This is a genomic window from Pseudomonas mandelii, assembly GCF_006438925.1.
GTDB classification, from domain to species: domain Bacteria; phylum Pseudomonadota; class Gammaproteobacteria; order Pseudomonadales; family Pseudomonadaceae; genus Aquipseudomonas; species Aquipseudomonas mandelii_C.
The window spans coordinates 426,884-449,316 of record NZ_RCZA01000006.1 but is presented as its reverse complement, the minus strand read 5'-3'; the positions used below and the strand labels follow the sequence as shown (position 1 = coordinate 449,316).

The 22,433-nt window shown below is 60.6% G+C and carries 22 protein-coding genes; 17 read left to right on the top strand and 5 right to left on the bottom strand.

All coding sequences use genetic code 11. From position 1 onward, the window contains the following. Positions 1 to 125: 125 nt before the first annotated feature. A complete protein-coding gene (locus tag EAH74_RS16730; RefSeq protein WP_140679872.1) occupies positions 126 to 779 on the top strand; it encodes a GntR family transcriptional regulator in 654 nt (217 codons plus the stop codon). Between the two features lie 15 nt (positions 780 to 794). Then, positions 795 to 1,646, top strand: coding sequence for an urea carboxylase-associated family protein (locus tag EAH74_RS16725; RefSeq protein WP_140679870.1), 852 nt, complete (start codon positions 795 to 797; stop codon positions 1,644 to 1,646). Positions 1,647 to 1,692: 46 nt separating this feature from the next. Here EAH74_RS16725 and EAH74_RS16720 read toward each other — a convergent pair whose 3' ends face one another. Together EAH74_RS16720 and eat are read right to left on the bottom strand one after the other, a co-directional pair. Next, complete coding sequence (locus tag EAH74_RS16720; RefSeq protein WP_123364669.1) at positions 1,693 to 1,860, bottom strand: DUF2897 family protein; 168 nt, start codon at positions 1,858 to 1,860, stop codon at positions 1,693 to 1,695. Between the two features lie 148 nt (positions 1,861 to 2,008). Continuing rightward, positions 2,009 to 3,373 (bottom strand): ethanolamine permease, encoded by a 1,365-nt coding sequence (eat, locus tag EAH74_RS16715; RefSeq protein WP_140679868.1) that lies wholly within the window; start codon positions 3,371 to 3,373, stop codon positions 2,009 to 2,011. Positions 3,374 to 3,777: 404 nt separating this feature from the next. On the opposite strand from eat, the gene kdpF reads away from it, so the two are divergent. The 6 genes from kdpF to EAH74_RS16680 all read left to right on the top strand — a co-directional run bounded on the left by kdpF (position 3,778) and on the right by EAH74_RS16680 (position 11,952). Further along, positions 3,778 to 3,867 carry a K(+)-transporting ATPase subunit F gene (gene kdpF / locus EAH74_RS16705; RefSeq protein ID WP_007899818.1) on the top strand — a complete coding sequence of 30 codons (90 nt, stop codon included), beginning with the start codon at positions 3,778 to 3,780 and terminating at the stop codon, positions 3,865 to 3,867. A gap of 8 nt (positions 3,868 to 3,875) precedes the next feature. Further along, the gene (gene kdpA / locus EAH74_RS16700; RefSeq protein ID WP_140679865.1) at positions 3,876 to 5,570 is read left to right on the top strand and encodes a potassium-transporting ATPase subunit KdpA; all 1,695 of its coding nucleotides are present in this window, start codon (positions 3,876 to 3,878) and stop codon (positions 5,568 to 5,570) included. Between the two features lie 10 nt (positions 5,571 to 5,580). Further along, positions 5,581 to 7,638 carry a potassium-transporting ATPase subunit KdpB gene (gene kdpB / locus EAH74_RS16695; RefSeq protein ID WP_140679863.1) on the top strand — a complete coding sequence of 686 codons (2,058 nt, stop codon included), beginning with the start codon at positions 5,581 to 5,583 and terminating at the stop codon, positions 7,636 to 7,638. A gap of 235 nt (positions 7,639 to 7,873) precedes the next feature. Next, positions 7,874 to 8,419, top strand: coding sequence for a potassium-transporting ATPase subunit KdpC (kdpC, locus tag EAH74_RS16690; protein ID WP_140679861.1), 546 nt, complete (start codon positions 7,874 to 7,876; stop codon positions 8,417 to 8,419). A 120-nt stretch (positions 8,420 to 8,539) separates the two neighbouring features. Further along, positions 8,540 to 11,185 carry a sensor histidine kinase gene (locus tag EAH74_RS16685; protein ID WP_140679860.1) on the top strand — a complete coding sequence of 882 codons (2,646 nt, stop codon included), beginning with the start codon at positions 8,540 to 8,542 and terminating at the stop codon, positions 11,183 to 11,185. 68 nt (positions 11,186 to 11,253) lie between these two features. Next, entirely contained in the window at positions 11,254 to 11,952 is a 699-nt protein-coding gene (locus tag EAH74_RS16680; RefSeq protein ID WP_140679858.1) for a response regulator, read from the top strand. Between the two features lie 114 nt (positions 11,953 to 12,066). Here the strand turns inward: EAH74_RS16680 and EAH74_RS16675 are convergent, their stop codons facing one another. Then, positions 12,067 to 13,107 carry a patatin-like phospholipase family protein gene (locus EAH74_RS16675; RefSeq protein ID WP_123364677.1) on the bottom strand — a complete coding sequence of 347 codons (1,041 nt, stop codon included), beginning with the start codon at positions 13,105 to 13,107 and terminating at the stop codon, positions 12,067 to 12,069. A gap of 222 nt (positions 13,108 to 13,329) precedes the next feature. Between EAH74_RS16675 and EAH74_RS16670 the strand changes: the two genes are divergently transcribed. The 3 genes from EAH74_RS16670 (at position 13,330) to EAH74_RS16655 (ending at position 15,465) form a co-directional block, all read left to right on the top strand. Continuing rightward, the gene (locus EAH74_RS16670) at positions 13,330 to 13,608 is read left to right on the top strand and encodes a hypothetical protein (RefSeq protein WP_140679856.1); all 279 of its coding nucleotides are present in this window, start codon (positions 13,330 to 13,332) and stop codon (positions 13,606 to 13,608) included. Between the two features lie 82 nt (positions 13,609 to 13,690). Next, positions 13,691 to 14,449 (top strand): CHAD domain-containing protein, encoded by a 759-nt coding sequence (locus tag EAH74_RS16665; RefSeq protein ID WP_140679854.1) that lies wholly within the window; start codon positions 13,691 to 13,693, stop codon positions 14,447 to 14,449. Between the two features lie 218 nt (positions 14,450 to 14,667). After that, positions 14,668 to 15,465 carry an acyl-CoA thioesterase gene (locus tag EAH74_RS16655; protein ID WP_140679851.1) on the top strand — a complete coding sequence of 266 codons (798 nt, stop codon included), beginning with the start codon at positions 14,668 to 14,670 and terminating at the stop codon, positions 15,463 to 15,465. Here EAH74_RS16655 and EAH74_RS16650 read toward each other — a convergent pair whose 3' ends face one another. Next, a complete protein-coding gene (locus tag EAH74_RS16650) occupies positions 15,466 to 15,831 on the bottom strand; it encodes an Mpo1-like protein (RefSeq protein WP_140679849.1) in 366 nt (121 codons plus the stop codon). A gap of 230 nt (positions 15,832 to 16,061) precedes the next feature. After that, positions 16,062 to 17,543, bottom strand: coding sequence for a methyl-accepting chemotaxis protein (locus EAH74_RS16645; protein ID WP_140679909.1), 1,482 nt, complete (start codon positions 17,541 to 17,543; stop codon positions 16,062 to 16,064). Between the two features lie 181 nt (positions 17,544 to 17,724). On the opposite strand from EAH74_RS16645, the gene EAH74_RS16640 reads away from it, so the two are divergent. The 6 genes from EAH74_RS16640 (at position 17,725) to EAH74_RS16615 (ending at position 22,422) form a co-directional block, all read left to right on the top strand. Further along, complete coding sequence (locus EAH74_RS16640; protein ID WP_046047937.1) at positions 17,725 to 18,255, top strand: hypothetical protein; 531 nt, start codon at positions 17,725 to 17,727, stop codon at positions 18,253 to 18,255. A gap of 64 nt (positions 18,256 to 18,319) precedes the next feature. Next, positions 18,320 to 18,511, top strand: a complete 192-nt coding sequence (locus tag EAH74_RS16635; RefSeq protein ID WP_008148797.1) for a PLDc N-terminal domain-containing protein — start codon at positions 18,320 to 18,322, stop codon at positions 18,509 to 18,511. A 212-nt stretch (positions 18,512 to 18,723) separates the two neighbouring features. Continuing rightward, entirely contained in the window at positions 18,724 to 19,599 is an 876-nt protein-coding gene (gene speE, locus EAH74_RS16630; RefSeq protein ID WP_140679847.1) for a polyamine aminopropyltransferase, read from the top strand. 163 nt (positions 19,600 to 19,762) lie between these two features. Next, on the top strand, positions 19,763 to 19,996 hold the full coding sequence (locus tag EAH74_RS16625; RefSeq protein WP_140679845.1) for a hypothetical protein: 234 nt from the start codon (positions 19,763 to 19,765) through the stop codon (positions 19,994 to 19,996). Between the two features lie 213 nt (positions 19,997 to 20,209). Further along, on the top strand, positions 20,210 to 20,551 hold the full coding sequence (locus EAH74_RS16620; RefSeq protein WP_008148805.1) for a ribonuclease E inhibitor RraB: 342 nt from the start codon (positions 20,210 to 20,212) through the stop codon (positions 20,549 to 20,551). A 461-nt stretch (positions 20,552 to 21,012) separates the two neighbouring features. Beyond that, a complete protein-coding gene (locus EAH74_RS16615) occupies positions 21,013 to 22,422 on the top strand; it encodes a circularly permuted type 2 ATP-grasp protein (RefSeq protein WP_074874854.1) in 1,410 nt (469 codons plus the stop codon). Positions 22,423 to 22,433: the final 11 nt, after the last annotated feature.

Genomic DNA, 22,433 nt, shown 5'->3' with positions numbered 1-22,433 from the left:
GGTGTACTTCTACTTCTAAAAAGCATGCAGATGCGTCGATCTTGGTAGAACGTTGTATCAACAGGTGGCACGAATAGTGATTACTCATTAACTGACGATTGTTGAACAATCACGAGGCAATGAGTATGAACAGCGGACTGTCCCTGGCCGACCACATCACACTTGAGTTGCGCGCCGACATCATTGGCGGCCGTTTGCTGCCCGGTATGGCGTTGGTGGAAAACGATCTGGTGTCTGCCTATAACGCATCCCGCAATACCATTCGCGAAGCGCTGCATCGCTTGGGTCAGGAAGGTCTGACCCGTTATGTGCGCAACAAAGGCGTGATGGTGCGCAGGCTGGGCGTCGAGGACGTGCGGGATCTGTTCAACGTCAGGCGCACCCTGGAGCTGCGGGCCATCAGCGCGAGTCAGCCGCTGCGCGACTATCAATCCGACCGGATGCTCGAAGCCCTGGAAGCCACCGAGCTTGCCCGGGAGCGCGAAGACTGGCGCGCCGTCGGCACCCACAGCCTGGCCTTTCATCAACACATCGTCGGATTGCTGCGCAGTCCGTTGTTCGACGAGTTCTTCACCAACGTCGTGGCGCAATTGCGTCTGGTGTTCTGCACTGCCCCCGATGAATCACGTTTTCAGGCGCCCTGGCTGGCGCGGGACCGGCAGATCCACGAGTTGTTGGCCGAGGGCGACAAACGCGCGGCCGAGGACGCCATGAGCCTGTATCTCGACGATTCCGAACACCTCTTGTTGCAGATGCTTACCCGTTCTTCCCATCACTGATCGAGGATTCGTGCCATGTACAAAGACTATCCGGCGGCCTATCAAGTCAGCAAAGGTTCCGCCTTGCAGGTGGACAAAGCCTTCTACGAACGGATCCGCGACAAGAAGGACGGGCGCACGCTGATCGAGGAGTTCGAGGTCCCGATCCGCACCGGTCGCGCCTGGAAAGTGCCGGCCGGGCATGTGTTCCGGGTGACCACGCCCGTCGGCCCGCAAGTCGGGGATTTCAACGTCTGGAATGCCAACGATCCACGGGAGCGTTTGTGGGCGGCGCGGACCCGACAGTTACAGGGCGCACACGTCAGCACCCATGACCGGCTCTGGTCGAACCTGCCTTTTCTGCGGCCTCTGGTGACCATCACCGATGACAGCCTGGCCGGTTACGGCATCGACGAACATGGCGGTCGCCTGCACGACTTGCTGGGCACTCGCTGCGATCCTTATGTGAACAAAATGCTCACCGGCGAAGATTTCCATCATCACTGCCACTCGAACCTCACCCGTGCAGTGCTACCTCATGGGCTGACCGAGTTCGACGTACATGACGTGCTGAACATTTTCCAGTGCACGGGCCTGAACCACGACGACATGTACTTCATGAAAGCCTGTCCGGCGCAGAAGGGCGATTACCTGGAGTTCTTTGCCGAAATCGATCTGCTGTGTGCGCTCTCGACCTGCCCGGGCGGCGATCTGTCGCTGGCCATGTGGGGGCCGGATGCGCAGGATCCGCTAAGCGTGTGTCGCCCGCTCGGGGTGGAGATTTATCGGTTGGAGGATTCGTTGCTTAAGGGCTGGAGCCAGCCGGAACGCGCGGCTTACAAAGGGCTGCATGGCCTGCACATCGCCAAGGCCGATTGGGAAAAGTAGAAACGCAAAACCCCGTCATTTGATGAGAATGACGGGGTTTGTTCTGTTAGCGGTCCTGCGCATCCTTGGCATCCGCTTGTGCGTTGCGTTCAGCGACGCGTTTGCGTTGCTCCTCGGTCAGTTCGACCTTGTCGGCGGTGTCACGCAACATCATCAAACCACCAACGATCGAGCCAATTGCAACGATCAGAATCAACCAGGCATACCAGGGCATAGGGCTCTCCTTGAGGGCAGGCCGATGGGCGGGTTTCGCCAATCGATCGTGCATACCACTTTGAGCGATTAATTTTCGCAGTGGTTCCATTCTATGCCTGATCTGCCGAAGACACCGTACATCCTTGCAGGAGCTGCCGCAGGGGAGGTTAGAGCCCGGTCAGCATCGCGTCCGCCGGTGCATCGGCACGCAGTTGCGCCGTCAGCATGAAGTACACGAACCCTACCGCCATGAAGGCCAGGAAGATCAACCCGATCAACGTGTTGAACCAGGCCATCGCCACCAGGCAGACCACCGCCAGCACCAGCGCAATGAACGGCACCAGCGGATAGCACGGCGCGCGAAAGGTGCGCTCCAGATTCGGTTCGGTTTTGCGCAGTTTGAACAGGCTGAGCATGCTCATGATGTACATCACGATCGCCCCGAAGACCGCCATCGTGATCATCGCCGCTGTCAGCGTCATGCCGCCCAGGTTGATCAAACCATCGCTATAAATCGCGGCAATGCCGATCACGCCGCCGGCGATGATTGCCCGGTGCGGTGTCTGAAAACGTGACAACTTGGCCAGGGACACCGGGAGGTAACCGGCCCGGGCGAGGGCGAAGAACTGCCGCGAGTAGCCGAGGATGATTCCGTGGAAACTCGCTACCAGGCCGAACAGGCCGATCCACACCAGCATGTGCAACCAGCCCGAACTTTCGCCAACCACGGTTTTCATCGCTTGCGGCAGCGGGTCGTTGATGTTCGACAAGGTGCGCCAGTCACCGACGCCGCCGGCTAAGAACATCACGCCCATCGCCAGCAAAACCAGGGTCAGAATGCCGCTGATGTAGGCCTTCGGAATGGTGCGTTTCGGATCCTTGGCTTCTTCGGCGGCCATGGCCGCGCCTTCGATGGCCAGGAAGAACCAGATCGCGAAGGGTATAGCCGCGAACATCCCGGCAATCGCCGGCGCACCGAACACATCGGAACCGGCCCAGCCGTTCAGCGCGAAGTTACTGAAGCTGAACGCCGGTGCGACCACGCCCATGAACACCAGCAGTTCGGCCACTGCGAGAACGCAGACCACCAGTTCGAAGGTTGCGGCCAGTTTCACCCCGAGGATGTTCAGGCCCATGAACACGATGTAGGCACCGACCGCGGCGTGTTTCGGGTCGAGTGCGGGGAATTGCACGTTGAGGTAGGCACCGATGGCCAAGGCAATGGCCGGCGGGGCGAAGACAAATTCAATCAGTGTCGCCAGCCCCGCGATCAGTCCGCCTTTCTCGCCAAAGGCGCGGCGGCTGTAGGCAAAGGGACCACCAGCGTGAGGAATCGCGGTGGTCAGCTCGGTGAAACTGAAGATGAAGCACGTGTACATGGTGGCGACCATAAAGGACGTCACCAGAAAACCGAGTGTACCCGCCACGCCCCAGCCGTAACTCCAGCCGAAGTATTCACCGGAAATCACCAGCCCGACCGCAATGCCCCACAGGTGCAGCGTGCCCAGCGTGGGTTTGAGTTGTGTGTTCATGCGTTGCTCCCTGAACGGTTTGGAAAGCTCGGGAGAGGGCGTTTGCAGTGGGCGTGCCAGTGTTGTGATGGCGGTCGTAAAGTGCAGAAAGGCGTCGTATCGGGAATGTTTGCCCCCGAATGATTGTTTTTTGTGCGCCAGTTGAGAGCGTTGTTGGCCGTAATGCCGCCTTCGCGAGCAAGCCCGCTCCCACAGTTGGAATGCGTCAGGCCAGACAACTCGATCCCCTGTGGGAGCGGGCTTGCTCGCGAAGGGGCCCGCAAAAACACCAATGTAACGAAGGCATAAACCCACTCTTTACGCTTTCTTTATGCACAGCCAACACCCTCGATCTCGTTCCTTTACAGCCTTCCTTCCGACAATGACTCCACACGCGGCAATACGCCGTAACACGGAGAACTTCCATGAGCGTTCTGGACGGGGTGTCACTGCTACTGGCAGTGGGGCTGTTCATTTATCTGTTGGTTGCGCTGTTGCGCGCGGACCGGAACTAGGAGCGGCTATGCACAGTTATGACTATTGGCTGATCCTCGCCTTCTTCGCCCTGGTGCTGATTCCGGCACCGTTTCTGGGGCGCTTCTACTACAAGGTGATGGAAGGTCAGCGCACTTGGCTTTCGCCGATTCTCGGCCCGGTGGAGCGTGGATGTTATCGGGTGGCCGGCGTTGATCCGCAGGCCGAACAGAGCTGGCAGAAGTACACCCTGGCCTTGCTCGCCTTCAACCTCGCGGGCTTTTTGCTGTTGTTCGCGATCCTGTTGTTCCAGGACCACTTGCCACTGAACCCGCAAAACCTGCCGGGTCAGGAATGGACGCTGGCGTTCAACACCGCCGTCAGCTTCATGACCAACACCAACTGGCAGGCCTACAGCGGTGAAGCGTCGCTCAGCTACCTGAGTCAGATGGTCGGCCTCACCGTGCAGAACTTCGTCAGCGCCGCTACCGGTCTGGCCGTGTTGGTTGCGCTGTGTCGCGGCATCGGTCGCAAGTCGACCAAGACCCTCGGCAACTTCTGGGTCGACATGACCCGCGCCACCCTCTACGGCTTGCTGCCGCTGTGCCTGCTGCTGGCGCTGTACCTGGTCTGGCAGGGCGTGCCGCAAACCTTCGCGCACTACGTGAATGCGGTGACGATGCAAGGCGTCGATCAGGTGATCCCGCTCGGCCCGGCCGCCAGCCAGATTGCGATCAAGCAACTGGGTACCAACGGCGGTGGCTTCTTCGGCGTCAACTCGGCGCACCCGTTCGAGAACCCGACGGCGTGGAGCAACCTGTTTGAAGTCGGCTCGATCATTCTGATCCCGGTGGCGCTGGTGTTCACCTTCGGCCATTACGTGAAAGACCTGCGTCAGAGTCGCGCGATCATCGCCTGCATGCTGGCGCTGTTCCTGATCGGCGGCGCGACGTCGCTGTGGGCTGAATACCAGCCGAATCCGACCCTGAACAATGTCGCCGTCGAACAGACCGCGCCGCTGGAAGGCAAGGAAGCACGCTTCGGCACCACGGCCACGGTGCTGTGGTCGGTGACCACCACCGCGGCGTCCAACGGTTCGGTCAACGGTATGCACGACAGCCTCAACCCGCTGAGCGGCATGGTCGCGCTGGTCAACATGATGGTCGGCGAAGTGATCTTCGGCGGCGTCGGTGCCGGGCTCTACGGGATGTTGCTGAACGTGTTGATCGCGGTGTTCCTCGCCGGCCTGATGATCGGTCGTACCCCGGAATACCTCGGCAAGAAACTCCAGGCGAAGGAAGTCCAGTTGCTGGTCGTGACCTTGTTGGTGATGCCGGTCGGCGTACTGGTACTCGGCGCGATTGCCGCGAGCCTGCCCGGCCCGGTCGCGGCGGTGAGTAACCCCGGTGCCCACGGCTTCAGTCAGTTGCTGTACGCCTACACCTCGGCCAGCGCCAACAACGGTTCGGCGTTCGGTGGCTTCGGTGCCAACACCGCGTTCCACAACCTGATGCTGGGCCTTGGTATGTTGATCGGTCGCTTCGGTTACATCCTCCCGGTACTGGCCCTGGCCGGCAGCCTGGCGATGAAGAAAACCGCACCGATCGGCCAGAACAGCTTCCCGACCCATGGCCCGCTGTTCGTGACCTTGCTGACCGTGACCATTTTGCTGGTGGGTGGTTTGACCTTCCTGCCGACATTGGCGCTGGGTCCTATTGCTGAACATTTGAGTATGGGCTTCTAAGGAATCCATCATGAATATGCCTGTAAGCAAAACCGCCGTCGCCAAAGCGCCGGAACAACCGAAAACCGCGATCGCCGCCCTCTGGCGTCCGGCGCTGGTGCAAGCCTTCGTCAAGCTCGACCCTCGGCAATTGCAACGTGCGCCGGTGATGCTGGTTGTCGAACTGACCGCTATCCTGACCACCGTGCTGTGCTTCATTCCCGACAGCAGCGTGCCGACTTTTGTCGCCGCGCAAATCGCCTTGTGGTTGTGGTTCACCGTGCTGTTCGCCAACTTCGCCGAAGCACTGGCCGAAGGTCGCGGCAAGGCCCGCGCCGACAGTCTCAAGGCCGGTAGCGAAGGCCTGAGTGCTCGGCGCAAAACCAGCAACGGTGCCTTTCAAGTCGTGCCGGCCACCAGCCTGCGCAAGGGCGATGTGGTCCGCGTTGAAGCGGGGGAAATGATCCCTGGTGACGGCGAGGTGATTGAAGGTATCGCAGCGGTCAACGAAGCCGCGATTACCGGTGAATCCGCGCCGGTGATTCGCGAGTCCGGCGGCGACCGTTCGGCCGTCACCGGCAACACCCGACTGGTGTCCGACTGGCTGTTGGTGCGCATCACCGCCAACCCGGGCGAGTCGACGCTGGACCGCATGATCGCCCTGGTCGAAGGCGCCAAACGCCAGAAAACCCCGAACGAAGTGGCGCTCGACATCCTGCTGATCGGCCTGACCCTGATCTTCCTGCTGGTGGTCGTCACCTTGCAACCGTTCGCCCACTTCGCCAACGGCAGCCTGCCGCTGGTGTTCCTGGTGGCGTTATTGGTCACGCTGATTCCGACCACCATTGGCGGTCTGTTGTCGGCCATCGGTATCGCCGGGATGGACCGTCTGGTGCGTCTGAATGTGATCGCCAAATCCGGTCGCGCCGTGGAAGCGGCGGGGGACGTACACGTCCTGCTGCTGGACAAGACTGGCACCATCACCTTCGGTAACCGTCGTTGCACCGCGGTTTACGCGGCACCTGGCATCACTGCCAAGGAGCTCGCCGAGGGGGCATTGTTCGCCTCGCTGGCCGATGACACGGCTGAAGGTAAATCCATCGTTGAGTATCTGCGCGGTACTCAGCCACAACCTGAGCCTGCCGCCGAGTTGCTCACCGCCGTACCGTTCAGTGCCGAGACGCGCCTGTCTGGAGTCGACTATCGGGATCGTGTTTATCGCAAGGGCGCGGTGGATTCGTTGCTGGCCTTCGTCGGCCTGAAACGCGCCGATCTGGCCGCGCCGCTGTCCCGGGAAATCGACAAGATCGCCCAGAGCGGCGGCACCCCGTTGCTGGTCTGCGCCGACGGTAAATTGCTTGGCGTGATCCACCTCAAAGACGTGGTCAAGCCTGGCATCCGCGAGCGTTTTGCCGAGCTGCGCAAATTGGGGATTCGCACGGTCATGGTGACCGGCGACAACCCGCTGACCGCCGCGGCGATTGCGGCCGAGGCGGGCGTCGATGACGTGCTGGCTGAAGCCACACCGGAGAAAAAACTGGCGCGCATTCGCCACGAGCAGAACGACGGTCGCCTGGTCGCCATGTGCGGCGACGGAGCCAACGACGCCCCGGCCCTGGCCCAGGCGGACGTGGGCATGGCGATGAACGACGGCACGCAAGCGGCACGCGAGGCGGCGAACATGGTCGACCTCGACAGCGATCCGACCAAGCTGCTGGACGTGGTGCAGATCGGCAAGGAATTACTGGTGACCCGTGGTGCGCTGACGACGTTTTCCATCGCCAACGACGTGGCCAAATACTTCGCGATTTTGCCGGCGCTGTTCGCCTCGATCTACCCGCAATTGGGCGTGCTGAACGTCATGCACTTGAGCAGTCCGCAGAGCGCGATTCTCTCGGCGATTGTGTTTAACGCCTTGATCATCGTGGTGCTGATTCCACTGGCATTGCGCGGTGTTCGCGTGCAGGCGGCGAGTGCGGCGGCGTTGTTGCGACGCAATCTGTTGATCTATGGATTGGGCGGGATTGTGGTGCCGTTTGTGGGGATCAAGGCGATCGACATGCTGTTGACGGCGTTGCATTTGGTTTGAGGCTGAAATCGACCCCCTCACCCTAACCCTCCCGAAACGTCGGACCGCCCGTAGGGAGAGGGGACTGATCTCGGATGTCTTGCGAAATTTAGCGACCTGATATTCCGAGGTGAATGGAAGATTTGAGAGCAACGCAGATCGGCTCCCTTTCCCCTCTCCCCCATGGGGAGAGGGCTGGGGTGAGGGGTGGGTTTCCCTGACACCCCACAACTTCTCCAATTTCGAGGATTTTGAAATGTCCACAATGATACGCCCGGCCCTGAGCCTGCTCGTCCTGATGACCCTTATCACCGGCGTCGCCTATCCACTGGTGGTCACCGGTGTCGCCCAGGTCGCGTTCCCCGATCAAGCCAACGGCAGCCTGGTGCGCGACGCCGACGGCAAGGTCCGTGGTTCCTCCCTGATTGCGCAGGATTTCGTCGGCGACGCCTGGTTCCATCCACGGCCATCGGCCGGTGCCTTTGCCACCGTGTCGAGCAGTGCCAGCAACTTTTCGCCGAGCAACCCGGCCCTGGCCACTCGGGTGATCGACGATGCCAACAAACTGCTGGTGCCGGGCCAGGGTCCGGTGCCATTGGCGATGGTCACCACCTCTGGCAGCGGGCTCGATCCACACTTGCCACCGGCCGCGATTGCCTATCAACTGGCGCGTGTTGCGGCCGCGCGCAATTTGCCGGTGGCGACCCTTCAACAACTGATGGATGCGCACATCGAGCAGCCACTCGTTGGCCCGCCGGTGGTGAATGTACTGGCGTTGAACATGGCGCTGGAAAACCTGTAGATCAAAAGATCGCAGGCTTCGCCAGCTCCTACATTGGATTGCGTACACCTGTTGGAGCTGCCGAAGGCTGCGATCTTTTAAGGCAACACCCCAATTCAAAATCGAACAAGGCTATGACAGATGAGTGACTCCGGCCGCGCCGACGCGCTGTTAGCAGACCTGCCCCGGGACGGCCGTGGCCGGCTCAAGGTTTTTCTCGGCGCCGCGCCCGGTGTCGGCAAGACCTACGCCATGCTGCAAGCGGCCCACACGCAATTGCGCCAAGGCGTGAAAGTGATTGCCGGCGTGGTCGAAACCCACGGTCGCGCCGAGACCGAAGCGCTGCTCGGCGGCTTGCCGCAGCAGCCGTTGGTGCGCTCGGAATACCGTGGCGTGATGCTCGAAGAAATGGACCTCGACGGCCTGCTCGCTGCCAAACCGAAACTGGTGCTGGTGGACGAACTGGCCCACAGCAACGCGCCCGGCAGTCGCCACACCAAACGCTGGCAAGACATTCAGGAACTGCTCGCGGCAGGCATCGACGTGTACACCACGGTCAACGTCCAGCACCTGGAAAGTCTTAACGACAAAGTGCGCGGCATCACCGGTGTGCAGGTCCGCGAAACCCTGCCGGACTGGGTGCTGCAAGAAGCCTATGAACTGCTGCTGATTGACCTGCCGCCGCGCGAGCTGCTCGAGCGTCTGCGCGATGGCAAGGTTTACGTGCCGGAGCAGGCGAGGGCGGCGATCGACGCCTTTTTCACCCAGACCAACCTCACGGCCCTGCGGGAACTGGCGATGCAAACCGCCGCCGCTCAGGTCGATGATGATTTGGCCCAGGGCTATCGCCAGCTCGGCCAAGCGGCGCCAGCGGTACGCGGTCGCCTGTTGGTCGGCGTCGATGGCGATGCACAGGCTGAGCGTCTGGTGCGTCACGCCAGTCGCGTCGCCCAGCGTCGGCATTTGCCTTGGAGCCTGGTGCATGTGGACAACGGCAGCGTGCGTGACGAGCAGTCGCGGCTGCGTCTGCAAAGTGCCCAGCAGTTGGCCGAACGCCTCGGCGGCGAAGTGGTGTTGTTGCGGGCCGGTGAGGTGGCAAAAACCTTGATTCAGCACGCCGCCGAACGCCGCGCGAGTCTGGTGTTGGTCGGTCAGTCCCGGCAGCGTTTGCGTCGACGGTTGTTCGGCGGCGGTCTGGCGTCACGTTTACTGCGCGATGCGCGCGGGCTGGAAATCAACGTCCTCGACAGCGATCAGGAACAGCATCAGCCGCGTCAGCGTTCGGCGCAGGCACTGGTGTGGTTCGACTACGCGCTGGCGCTGGTGGCGACGGTGCTCGCCAGTGCGTTGGCCTGGGCGGTGGCAAGTGTCTTGCCGCTGCCCAATATCTCGCTGGTGTTCCTCGCCGCGGTGTTGCTGGTGGCGGTGCGCAGCAGCCTCGGCCCGGCGCTGGCCTGTGCGGCGCTGTCGTTTCTGACCTATGACTTTCTGTTCATCCCGCCGAATTTCTCGTTCGCCATCCAACGCGAAGAAGATGTGCTGACCTTGCTGTTCTTCCTGCTGATGGCGGCGCTCACCGGTAACCTCGCGGCCCGGCAACGGCGGCAATTGCAGGCGCTGCGCGACACTCAGGAAGAGACCACCGAACTGCTCGACCTGTCACGCAAACTCACGGCCGCCACCGACCGCCAGGCAGTGGTCAGCGCCGCGGCCCAGCACCTCGATGGCTGGAGTGATCTGCAACTCTGCTTGCTCAATCAAGACGGGCAGGGCGGCTGGAAAGTCGAAACCGGTGGCCCGCTGGAATTTTCCGAAGCCGAGCGCGCGGCCGCCGATTGGGCCTGGCATCACGATCAACCGGCCGGCGCCGGCACCGGCACGCTGCCGTTCGGGCGTTGGTGGTGGTGGCCGTTGTCGGTGGAAGACGGGCCACTGGCATTGCTCGGTGTGTGTGCCAAAGAGGGCCAGACCTTGAGCGGTCAGCGTCGGCGCTTGCTTACGGCATTGAGTCAGCCGCTGGCCCAGGCGCTGGCCCGGGCGCAATTGGCCGAAGACCTGGAAGCCGCCCGGCTGCATGGCGAAACCGAGCAACTGCGCAGTGCCTTGCTGGCCTCGGTGTCCCATGATCTGCGCACGCCGCTGACCTCCATGCGCGGCAGCATCGACAGCCTGCTGGCCCTCGGTGAAGCCATCCCGCTGGAGGATCGCCGCGAACTGCTTGAAGGCACTCGCGATGAAGCCGAGCGCCTCGATCGCTACATCCAGAACCTGCTGGACATGACTCGCCTCGGGCACGGCGCCCTGAAGCTGGCGCGGGACTGGGTGTCGCCGGCCGACATCGTCGGCAGTTCGCTCAATCGTCTGCGCGCCGTGCTGGCGCCGTTGCAAGTGACTACCGAAGTGCCGCCGCAGTTGCCGCTGCTGTACGTCCACGCCGCGCTGATCGAACAGGCGCTGGTCAACGTGCTGGAAAACGCCGCGCGGTTTTCACCGGCTCACGGTCGCCTGCAATTGCGCGCCGGAGCCGACGACAGCGAGCTGTTTTTTTCGGTGAGCGATGAGGGGCCGGGGATTCCTCAGGAAGAGCGGGCGAAGATTTTCGACATGTTCTACACCGCCGCGCGCGGTGATCGTGGCGGGCAGGGGACCGGTCTGGGGCTGGCGATCTGTCAGGGCATGGTCGGTGCCCATGGCGGGCGAATCAGCGTTGCCGATGGTATCGAAGGGCGGGGCACCTGCATCACCTTGCACCTGCCGTTGCAGGCTCAGCCGGCCTTTGAAAATTAAGAGCTGAAAGTGAAGCCTGATCGCGCTTGCGCTACTCTCTTGCCACTTCTTTGTGTTGATGTGAATTCATGAGCCAGACCGCGACCATTTTGGTCATCGACGACGAACCGCAGATCCGTAAATTTCTGCGTATCAGCCTTGTTTCCCAAGGCTACAAAGTGCTGGAGGCCGGTACCGGCACCGAAGGTCTGGCCCAGGCTGCACTGAATAAACCGGACCTGCTGGTACTCGACCTCGGCCTGCCGGACATGGACGGCCAACAAGTGCTGCGCGAATTTCGCGAGTGGTCGACGGTGCCGGTGTTGGTGCTTTCGGTGCGCGCCAGTGAAGGGCAGAAAGTCGAAGCACTCGACAACGGCGCCAACGACTACGTGACCAAGCCGTTTGGCATTCAGGAGTTTCTTGCGCGGGTGCGTGCCTTGTTGCGTCAGGCTCCGACGGGAGAAGCGCAGCAAGCGGCGCTGACGTTCGGCCCGTTGACCGTGGATCTGGCGTATCGCCGGGTGTTGCTCGACGCCACCGAAGTCGCGCTGACCCGCAAGGAATACGCGGTACTGGCGCAACTGGCGCGGCATCCGGGGCGGGTCATCACTCAGCAGCAACTGCTCAAGGATATTTGGGGGCCGACCCATACCGAGGACACTCACTATTTGCGGATTGTGGTCGGGCACCTGCGCCAGAAACTGGCGGATGATCCGACTCAGCCGCGGTTTATCGTCACCGAGGCTGGGGTCGGGTATCGGTTGTTGAGTGAGGACAGCCTTTAGTTTTGTATTGAATGATCCGGCCCCATCGCGAGCAGGCTCGCTCCCACATTTGATCGCATTTCAATGTGGGAGCGAGCCTGCTCGCGAAGGGGCCCTGACATTCACCCGAGAACTTCAGGAATCCCGCTCATTCTCATACCGATCCAGCGTATCCCGCGCAATCTCCCGCCCCAGCGCGATCAGTTCCGGCGCCTTGTAAAACTCGAAAAACCGGCACACTCGCTTTGGCACGTTGATCAAAATATCCGGCGGATAACCGGCGATCTTGTACTGCGCCAATGAGGTTTGCATCACCTCGAAACTCTGGTTGATCAGGTCCAGCAAAGACGCCGGTCCGACGTTGTCGATGATGAACGAGCCGGTGGCGGACTTCGGTGCGCCGGCGCGTTCAGGGGCGGCGGCCGGTTGCTGGGCTTCGGGTTCGGCGGATTCGATCCACGGGTTGATCTCGGCCGCTTCTGCCATCAACGCTTCCTTTTCCAGCAGCAGCAATTGTTCCGCCTGTTTGCGGCGAAATGGCAATTTTGAACCGAGCGAGCTGATCAGGCTGTCGAAGCGGGTCTTGAACGCCGCCGGGCGCTGGATCACCGGCAGTTGATAGTGGCGTTGGTTGGTGGAGTTGAGGTTGACCGCGATGATCAGGTCGCAATGACTCGACACCACCGGCACGATCGGTAAAGGGTTGAGGATGCCGCCGTCCACCAGCATGCGGTTGCCCTGCATCACCGGGGTGAACAGGCTGGGAATCGCCGCCGAAGCGCGCATGGCCTGGTGCAGGCAGCCTTCCTGAAACCAGATTTCCTGTTGATTGGTCAGGTCGGTGGCCACCGCCGTATAGGGGATGCGCAAGTCTTCGATATTGATCTCGCCGACGATCTTGCGGATTTGCCCGAAAACCTTCTCCCCGCGAATCGCACCCAGACGAAAACTGACGTCCACCAGACGCAAGACGTCGAGGTAGTCCAGGCTTTCAATCCAGTTGCGATATTCGTCGAGTTTGCCTGCGGCATAGATCCCGCCGACCACCGCGCCCATGGAACATCCGGCGATGCAGGCGATGTCATAGCCACGCCGTTCGATTTCTTCAATGACCCCGATATGGGCGTAGCCCCGGGCCCCACCTGAGCCCAGCACCAGCGCGACACGCTTTTTCATGAATCGCCCTCGTCTGACAAGGTTCAACAATGCACCCATCGAGGGGCGCGCTTCAATCGCTAAGGTCGTTCCGCGAGGCGAGGGCGTCGTTTTTTCGACACTCTTTGGCGGCAGATGGGTATTCTCGCGAGCGCTAGAGTTTCCGAGGCGGGGCCAAGGCACTTTTCACGCGCCAGACCGTCTTAACTGCACGACTGTTTACCTATCTTTGAGGTGTGAGTAATGAAAGCATGGATCTGTGTGCCTTTGATGGCCCTGGCACTCGCCGGATGTGCGGGCAAAACCGCTTACCGTGACAGCTGCGGTAGCGGGATCGATGCCGCGTGGCGTGAACTGGATCTGGCCAAGGCTGAAGGTTTTGCCGGAACTGTCAGCTATTCCAAGGCCCTGTCGCTGCTGACCGGCGCCAAGACCCAGCAGCAATTCGAAGCGTTCGAAGGCTGCGCCAAGAAGGCAGAGAAGGCGCGTTTCTATATTCGTGAATCGCGCGCGGGGCGCTGAAAGCAGCTCTAAGCTGCAAGCAATCAGTCGGTCGCCCCGGATTTCGGCTGACGGCTTGCAGTTGTTTACGGAGTAAACCCCCATGATTAACCGGTTGGTGGCTCATGTCCTGGGCCTGGAAGTTCGTTTGCTGGCCTGTCAGGCACGCTTGAGTGCCCGCACCGACCCTGAAGCGCTGCACGATCTGCGTACCACGGTTCGCCGTTTGCGCAGTCTGCTGCGGCCATTGCGCGGCTTGCCCGGGGTCGAACAGCTGGAAGCGGCGGCGTCCCGGGTCGGCGACTTGACCACGCCATTGCGCGATCGCGAAGTGCTGGCGGCGTACCTGCTCGAGCATGATCAACCCGAGGCTGCCCATCGGCGTATGGCGCAGATGGCCGAGGCTTACCCGGCGGTCGCGACGAGTCCTGAAGTGGCGCAGTTGCTGATGATCCTCGACGCTTTTCCGCGTTTTCTGCGGGCCTCCCAACGTCAGGGCTTGCTCAAGGGCTTGCGTCAGAGCATCGAAAAACGTTTGGCCAAACAGTGGGGAAAACTCGACGAAGCCCTGCACGATCCGGCACATGATCGCCACCGTTTGCGCCTGCTGATCAAGCGTGTGCGCTATGGCATCGAAGCCTATCCCGAACTGGATCGATTGCCGAAAGCGGCGATGCCGCGCTTGAAGTCCGCGCAAGGTGCCTTGGGCGATTGGCACGATTGCTTGCAATGGCTGGCCATGGCCGAGCAGGAAACCGATTTGCAGCCCTGCGTCGCGGCCTGGAAAACCGCCATGGCCAAGGCCGAAGGCCGTGCCGACCGCGTCCTCGACAAACTCAGCGCTGCCTGTTTCAAATCCTGATACTACCTCGGCCCTTGTAGGAGCTGCCGAAGGCTGCGATCTTTTGATTTTCGGCGTAAGTGATGACGCTAAAGATCAAAAGATCGCAGCCTTCGGCAGCTCCTACGTAGAGCATGTGCATCCGGCTCATCTGTCAGTGCTTTTGGCCGGAATAAGCGCTGTGCCATCCTCGCGGGCTGGTTAAGATTCCTTCATCCTTTTCCCGCTCTGAGGTTTCCATGCGCTTTTCCGATCTGCTCGACGCTGTCCGCAGCCAGCCGCTGGAGCTGTCTATCCCGGCCGAATGGGCTCAGGGGCGTGCCAGTTTCGGTGGCCTGGTGGCCGCTTTGCAGTACGAAGCCATGCGCGCAAAAGTCCCGGCGGATCGTCCGGTGCGCTCGCTGGCGATCACCTTTGTCGGCCCGGTCGAGCCTGAAGTGCCGGTCAGCTTTGAAGTCGATGTATTGCGCGAAGGCAAAGCGGTCAGCCAGGTGCTGGGGCGGGCGATGCAGAAGGGCCAGGTGGTGACGTTGGTCCAGGGCAGCTTCGGCGCCTCGCGGCCGTCGGAAGTGGCGGTGATCGCCGAACCGGCACCCGAGATGAAGCACTGGGATGATTGCCAGGAATTGCCTTACATCAAAGGCGTGACCCCGGAATTCATGCAGCATCTGGCGATGCGCTGGAGTGTCGGCGGCCTGCCATTCACGGGTAACAAATCCCGCGAGATGGGCGGCTGGGTGCGCTTGCGTGGGGACGTGAAGGAAGAGGCAGTCAGCGAGTCGCATATCCTGGCGCTGGTCGACGCCTGGCCTCCGGCGCTGTTGCCGCACCTGAAAAAACCGGCGATGGGCAGCACCCTGACCTGGACCATCGAATTCGTCCAGCCGTTGCTCGAACTGAGCACGCTGGACTGGTGCAAATACCTCGTCGAGATCGAGCATGCCGCTGACGGCTACGGTCATGCGGCCGCGAAATTGTGGAACGCGGACGGTCAGTTGATTGCCATGAGCCGGCAGACAGTGACGATTTTCGCCTGATCAGTGACGACGGTGGCGCTCACGCCAGGCGCGCCACCAGCCGCCGCTAAGGAAGAACCGTGGGAAGGTCAGAAACTGCTCGACCAGCAAGCGCGACACGGCATCTTTGCGATCACTGAACGGCTCGGAAGCTTGTGCCTCCAGGCGGTGACCGTGGCGTTGCAGGCCGAGGGCGGCGAGCAGGCCGATGACGCCAATCGCGACATTCGCGAAACTCAGACTGAACACGCCCGAGACAATCAGCAGAAACGCCACGACGAACAGCGGCACGGCAATCAGGTGCAGCACCAGATTGGTTGGGTGCTGGTGATTGTTCGGGTACGCTCGCCATTGCCAGGCGGGGAGGTTGGGGTGACGTTTGCCCATGATGGTAATCCTCGATCCATGTTGAACACATGATTGAAGAATAGGCGGGGCGACGGCAGGTGGCGAATCGAGGTTGGCTATCGGAGTGATAGGTGGTCATGGTCGGGATTGATGTTGGTCGAACTGACGCTATCGCGAGCAAGCTCGCTCCCACAGGTGATCTTCAGTGACCAATATTCTGGGTACAACACAGATCCACTGTGGGAGCGAGCTTGCTCGCGATGAGGGTCTCACAGCTTCAGCTGACCGATAGCCTTGCTCAATTCCCCGGCCAACGCCGCCAGCTCATTGCTGGTAGTCGCTGAATCCACGGTCTGCTGCACGGTGTTCTCGGTCACATCCCGAATGCTCACCACCGCCCGATTCATCTCTTCCGCCACATGGCTCTGTTGCTCGGCCGCCACCGCGATTTGCGTATTGCTTTCGCGCATCTGTGCCACGGCGCTGGTGATTTCCGCCAACGCTGCGCCGGCTTCCTGAGCCTGCTGCACACAATCGTCGGCCTTGAACGAACTTTCCTGCATGAAATCCACCGCGTCCCGAGTCCCGGCCTGCAACGCGGAAACCATGATCGTTATCTCGTCAGTGGAGGTCTGGACACGTTTGGCCAGGTTACGCACTTCATCGGCGACCACCGCAAAACCGCGACCCATTTCACCGGCACGGGCCGCTTCAATCGCTGCGTTCAGCGCCAGCAGATTGGTCTGCTCGGCGATGCTGTGAATCACACTGACCACGCCGTTGATCTTCTGACTGTCCTCGGCCAGACGCTGAATCATCTCGGCAGTCTGTTGCACCCCGCTGGACAGGCCGGCAATTGACTTCTGCACCCGACTGACCACTTCCTGCCCGCTGCCGGCCAGGGTGTCGGCGGTTTGCGAGAGGTCGCGGGTGGCGCCGGCGTGCTGGGCAATGTGATAGACCGTGGCGGTCATTTCGTTGATCGCCGTGGCGGCCTGATCGGTTTCGCTTTGCTGGCCGAGCATGCCGTGACGTACCTCGTTCATGCTCGACGCCAGCCGCGCAGCGCCGACATCCAGTTGCCGGGCGGTGCTGGCGACGGTGTTGACCACCCGCTGGTAACCGGCCTGCATGGCGTTGAAGGCATTGGCCATCTGCCCGACTTCGTCAGTGCAAGCCAGCGGCACACGGGCGGACAGGTCACCGGTTTTCTCGACGTGGAGCATCACGTCCTTCAGCGTATTGAGCTGGCTGAGCAGGAAGCGGATCAACAATTGCGAAGCGCCGAGCATCGCCAGCATCAGGATCGCGACCGCGACGGCATAGTTGGGAAAACGCTCGCCAAATACCTGGGTCAGGCTCGGGCCATGGGCAATCACCGCGACCTGGTTGCCATCCGTACGCGTAAACACTTCGGCGCCCATCAACGGGTTGTTGCCGAACAGCGGCATGGCATTGATGCCGACCCAGCCGTTGGTATCGGCCAGTTCCAGAACTGGCTGCCCATTCAGCAACGGTGCCTGCCCGCGACTGAACGTCAGCACGTTTTCGGCTTTGGGGAGCGGTTGCCCGGCAGGCCAGGCGTTGAGCAGTCGCGCCTGGGCCTGTGCCGAGGCCTGATAAGCATGGCTGCGGGCCTGTTGTTCGAGCTGCACGGCGTACAACACCAACAACAAGGTCGTGACAAAGGCGACGGCGTTGACCGCCCAGAATTTGTATTTCAGCGAGATATTGCTAAGCCACGCACCCATCATGGAGGTCTTCTCTGATAGCGGAAACAGTTTCGGCAAGGTGCCATTATTGTGCCGCTACTCAGGGGGCTGGATCTTGATGTGGGTCAACAATCCCGGCCATGCTCGCGCACAGGAATTGCAGGGCGTAATGCGCTATCCTTCGCGCCTTCGAAATTCCCTCGCTACAGGATTCCGCCCCATGAAAGCCGCACTCGTCGAACTCATCAGCAAAATCAGCTCCGGGTGCATGAGCGATGACGAAATCCTGAAAGTCGCTGACGAAGCGGCCCAGGCCTACGCCGATCCCGAGGCTTTTCTGACGGCCAATCCGGATATCAACTACGACGAAACGTTCCCGATTCCGCTGGGCGAGTGGGTCGTCGTCGGCAGTCTTCCGGAGACCGTCCTGTTCCAGGCCGACACCTATGTGGACCTGTTCGCCCAGATCGTTTCCTCGTTCGGGCCCGGGGTTGATTTCAATATCAAGCCCAAGCAACTGGCCAAGACTGAAGCCCTGACCGCGCTCAATCGCATTCAGGTGCAGATGGGCAGCATGAACAAGGAAAACGGCGGTTACACGCTGATGAACTTCAGTCAGTTGCTCGACGACGAACTGCAAGTGGTGCTGGTCTACGGCAACGACGTGCCGCGCGTACTCGAGTTGTGCGCCAAAGTCGGCATCGCTGCCGCACCCTCGCTGGAAGCCCTCAAAATCGCCGTCCACGTTTAAAAAACGGAACCCTCGCAAGGCCCGGCTATCCTAAGAGTGCACACCACTCTTAGGGAGCGACACCATGGGTTCCACGTTCAACGGTCTGATTGGCCTGATTATTCTTGCCCTGGACATCTGGGCAATCATCAACGTGCTCAAAAGTGGTGCCGACACAGGGATGAAAATCATCTGGGTGCTGCTGATCCTGCTGCTGCCGGTACTGGGCCTGATCATCTGGGCCATCGCCGGGCCACGAGGCAACGTACGGATCTGAATACGCACCCAAAGCCGACACCTTTCCCCTGTGGGAGCGAGCCTGCTCGCGATGCAGACGCCGCGGTTTCCCTGTAAACCGCGTTATCGTTTATCGCGAGCAGGCTCGCTCCCACACCGTTCTATGCCTACCCGACAGACGAAGGTTCGACCTGTCATGTCCCGCGACGTAGAATTCGCGGCTTGCCACCCGCATTCATCGGAGCACTTCCCATGAGCAACACCCCGACCAGCGAGTATCTGGAAACCCTCTACGAAGGCTACGGCCAGCGTTTTCGCATGGAAAAACTGCTGCACGAAGTGCGCACCGAACACCAGCACCTGGTGATTTTCGAAAACCCGCGCATGGGCCGCGTCATGGCGCTGGACGGCGTGATCCAGACCACCGAAGCCGACGAATTCATCTACCACGAGATGTTGACCCACGTGCCGATCCTGGCGCATGGCACCGCCAAGCGCGTGCTGATCATCGGTGGCGGCGACGGCGGCATGCTGCGTGAAGTGGCCAAGCACCGCAGCATCGAGCACATCACCATGGTCGAGATCGACGGCACCGTGGTCGACATGTGCAAGGAATTCCTGCCGAACCACTCCAAGGGTGCGTTCGCTGATCCACGCCTGAACCTGGTGATCGACGACGGCATGCGTTTCGTCGCCACCACCACCGAAAAATTCGACGTGATCATTTCCGATTCCACCGACCCGATCGGCCCGGGCGAAGTGCTGTTCTCGGAAAACTTCTACCAGGCCTGCCGTCGCTGCCTGAACGAAGGCGGCATCCTGGTGACCCAGAACGGCACGCCGTTCATGCAAATCGAAGAAGTCAAAACCACCGCCGGGCGCCTGCGCAGCCTGTTCCCGGACTGGCACTTCTATCAGGCAGCCGTGCCGACCTACATCGGCGGCGCCATGACCTTCGCCTGGGGCGCGACCAATACCGCCTATCGCAAATTGTCCCGCGAAACCTTGCAGCAGCGCTTCGCCGGCAGCGGCATCATCACCCGCTACTACAACCCGGAAATCCACATCGGCGCGTTCGCCTTGCCGCAATACGTCCTGCAGGCTGTGAGCAAGCCTAGCAACGACTGATATCGAGCAAGCCAGAAAGGGCCCTTTCAGGTTGTGTGAAAACACGCCGGAGACGGCCCTTTTTTCGTGCTTCACTTATAGAAGGTCCGGTTGAACGATTGGCCGGGGAAGAATGTCGAGATACATGTAAACCCATCCATGGGTTTTATCGAGGAGGCACCTGATGCAAAAGTGGAAAGTCACTTTCGTTGATGATCACGGTGAGCAAGTTGACGAGGTGTTCGAGAGCGAGGAGTGCCCGAACAACGAGCAAGCCGCGAAACTTATTCGCGCCCGGCGTCTGCCTGTGGCTGCCGAACTGGACCTCAACGATCTGGAAGGGCGCGCCGATGATCCGACTGTCAAAAGTCTGAAAACCCAGAACAGCATTGAAATTCTCAGCATCACGCCAATCTGAACATCTCCTGTCACATTCCTAACCAGGCCTTGGCAGCGGCTCTATCTTGAGGCTACTCTGCAATCGAGATCAGCGAACGGATCGCTAAGGTCTGGTCTTGTCAGCTACATGCTTGCTTCCCACCGGCAACGTTGTTGCCGCATCGCTCGCCCCATTCGGTTGCGAGTGCCGGGAATACGGAAAGTCTATCCATCGGTCTGAGGGGGACGTTTCATGAGCACAGCCTATCAAGAAGACATCAGCACCAGCGTCTTGCGCCGCATGAAAGAAGGCGGCTTCGACTTTTCACGATTCCATCCCATCGAGTTCTACGCCATTTTTCCGGACGAGGAGCGGGCGCGCAGGGCGGCAGGGCATTACTGCGGTGAATCCTTGAATGCACAAATCAGCGTGCGCGACGACGGCGCGTGGTACCTGGAACTGAGCAAAGTGATGTACGCCACTTATGACGGCATCGGCGATTTTGAGCAGGATTTCGAGGCGGTGGTCGAGCCTTTGGGCGGCATCATCGAAGGATGGGGCGTCAAGCAGGAGGTACGAGGGCGACTCGCATAACTTATGAACAGTGACAACATTCAGCAACGGCTGACCTTCGGGTTGGCCGTTTTCGTTTGTGGGGGTAGAAAAGATCAAGAGATCGCAGCCTCGTTTCACTCGACAGCTCCTACAGGTGAAACGAGGCTGCGATCTCTTGATCGTGTTTTTGATTCATAACGTTTCAAAAATGCAAAAAAAAGCCGCCTAAACCGGCGGCTAAAGGGAAGTTCGTCAAGATTTTCAGCGAATGCGCGGATTATCCGCGTCGACTCCCGGGCAGTGAAATCAACTCTGGCTATGCTGCTGATAGGCGACAACATTGCTTCGCAATGAAGCGGGGGCGATCAGGTGGGGGCATTTACCGCACAGGATTGGTGCGGTGCGTGCAGTGCGATTATCCAACTGATTGATATCAAAGCGTTTATGCCGATGGCACGGGCTTTGCGAAGCCCAGATGTCCGGGTGACAAGGAGTACGGCATGATCCGCACCTATTTTGATGAGATGTACGATGCCGGCGGCCAGGTCCGCCCGCATTATCGGGAGTTTGCCCGTTGGCTGGCCGAAACGCCTGACGAGCTTTTGGCACAACGGCGACGCGAGGCCGATCTGTTATTTCATCGCGCCGGGATTACATTCACGCTCTATGGTGATGAGCAAGGGACAGAGCGCCTGATTCCCTTCGACACCATCCCCCGCAGCATCCCCGCCAGTGAATGGCGAGTTGTCGAGCGCGGCTGCATTCAGCGGGTCAAGGCGTTGAACATGTTCCTCGCCGACCTCTATCACGAGCAGCGCATTATCAAGGCCGGCATCATTCCGGCCGAGCAAGTGCTGGCCAACGAGCAATACCAGTTGGCGATGCAAGGGCTGGATTTGCACCGCGATATCTATTCCCACATCTCCGGTGTCGATCTGGTGCGCGATGGCGACGGCACGTACTACGTGCTCGAAGACAACCTTCGTACGCCGAGCGGCGTCAGCTACATGCTGGAAGACCGCAAGATGATGATGCGGTTGTTCCCCGAGTTGTTCGCGGCCCAGCGCATTGCCCCTATCGACCACTATCCGAACCTGTTGCTCGACACCCTGAAAAGCTCCAGCCCGATCGATAACCCGAGCGTGGTGGTACTGACGCCGGGTCGTTTCAACAGCGCGTTCTTTGAACATGCGTTTCTGGCGCGGGAAATGGGCGTTGAGCTGGTGGAAGGCGCGGACCTGTTCGTGCGCGATGACAAGGTGTTCATGCGCACCACGGACGGGCCGAAAGCCGTCGACGTGATCTACCGTCGCCTCGACGATGCGTTCCTTGATCCGCTGGCGTTCAACCCGGACTCGATGCTTGGCGTTCCAGGGCTGCTGTCGTCATACCGCTCCGGCAATGTCGTGCTGGCCAATGCCATCGGCACCGGGGTCGCGGACGACAAGTCGGTGTATCCATTCGTCACGGACATGATCCGTTTCTACCTGGATGAAGAGCCGATCCTGAAGAATGTGCCGACGTGGCAGTGTCGTAATCCCTCCGAACTGTCCCACGTACTGGCCAATCTTCCGGAACTGGTGGTCAAGGAAACCCAGGGCTCCGGCGGTTACGGAATGCTGGTGGGGCCGGCGGCGACGGCGGCGGAAATCGAGTCTTTCCGCGCGCGGATCAAAGCCAAGCCCCATGCGTACATCGCGCAACCGACGTTGTCCCTGTCGACCTGTCCGACCTTTGTCGAAAACGGCATCGCTCCGCGCCACATCGACTTGCGTCCGTTTGTATTGTCTGGCCGCGAAACCCGGGTTGTGCCCGGCGGCTTGACCCGTGTTGCCCTGCGCGAAGGCTCCCTGGTGGTGAATTCATCCCAGGGCGGTGGAACCAAGGACACCTGGGTGGTCGAGGATTGAAGGAAGCCTGC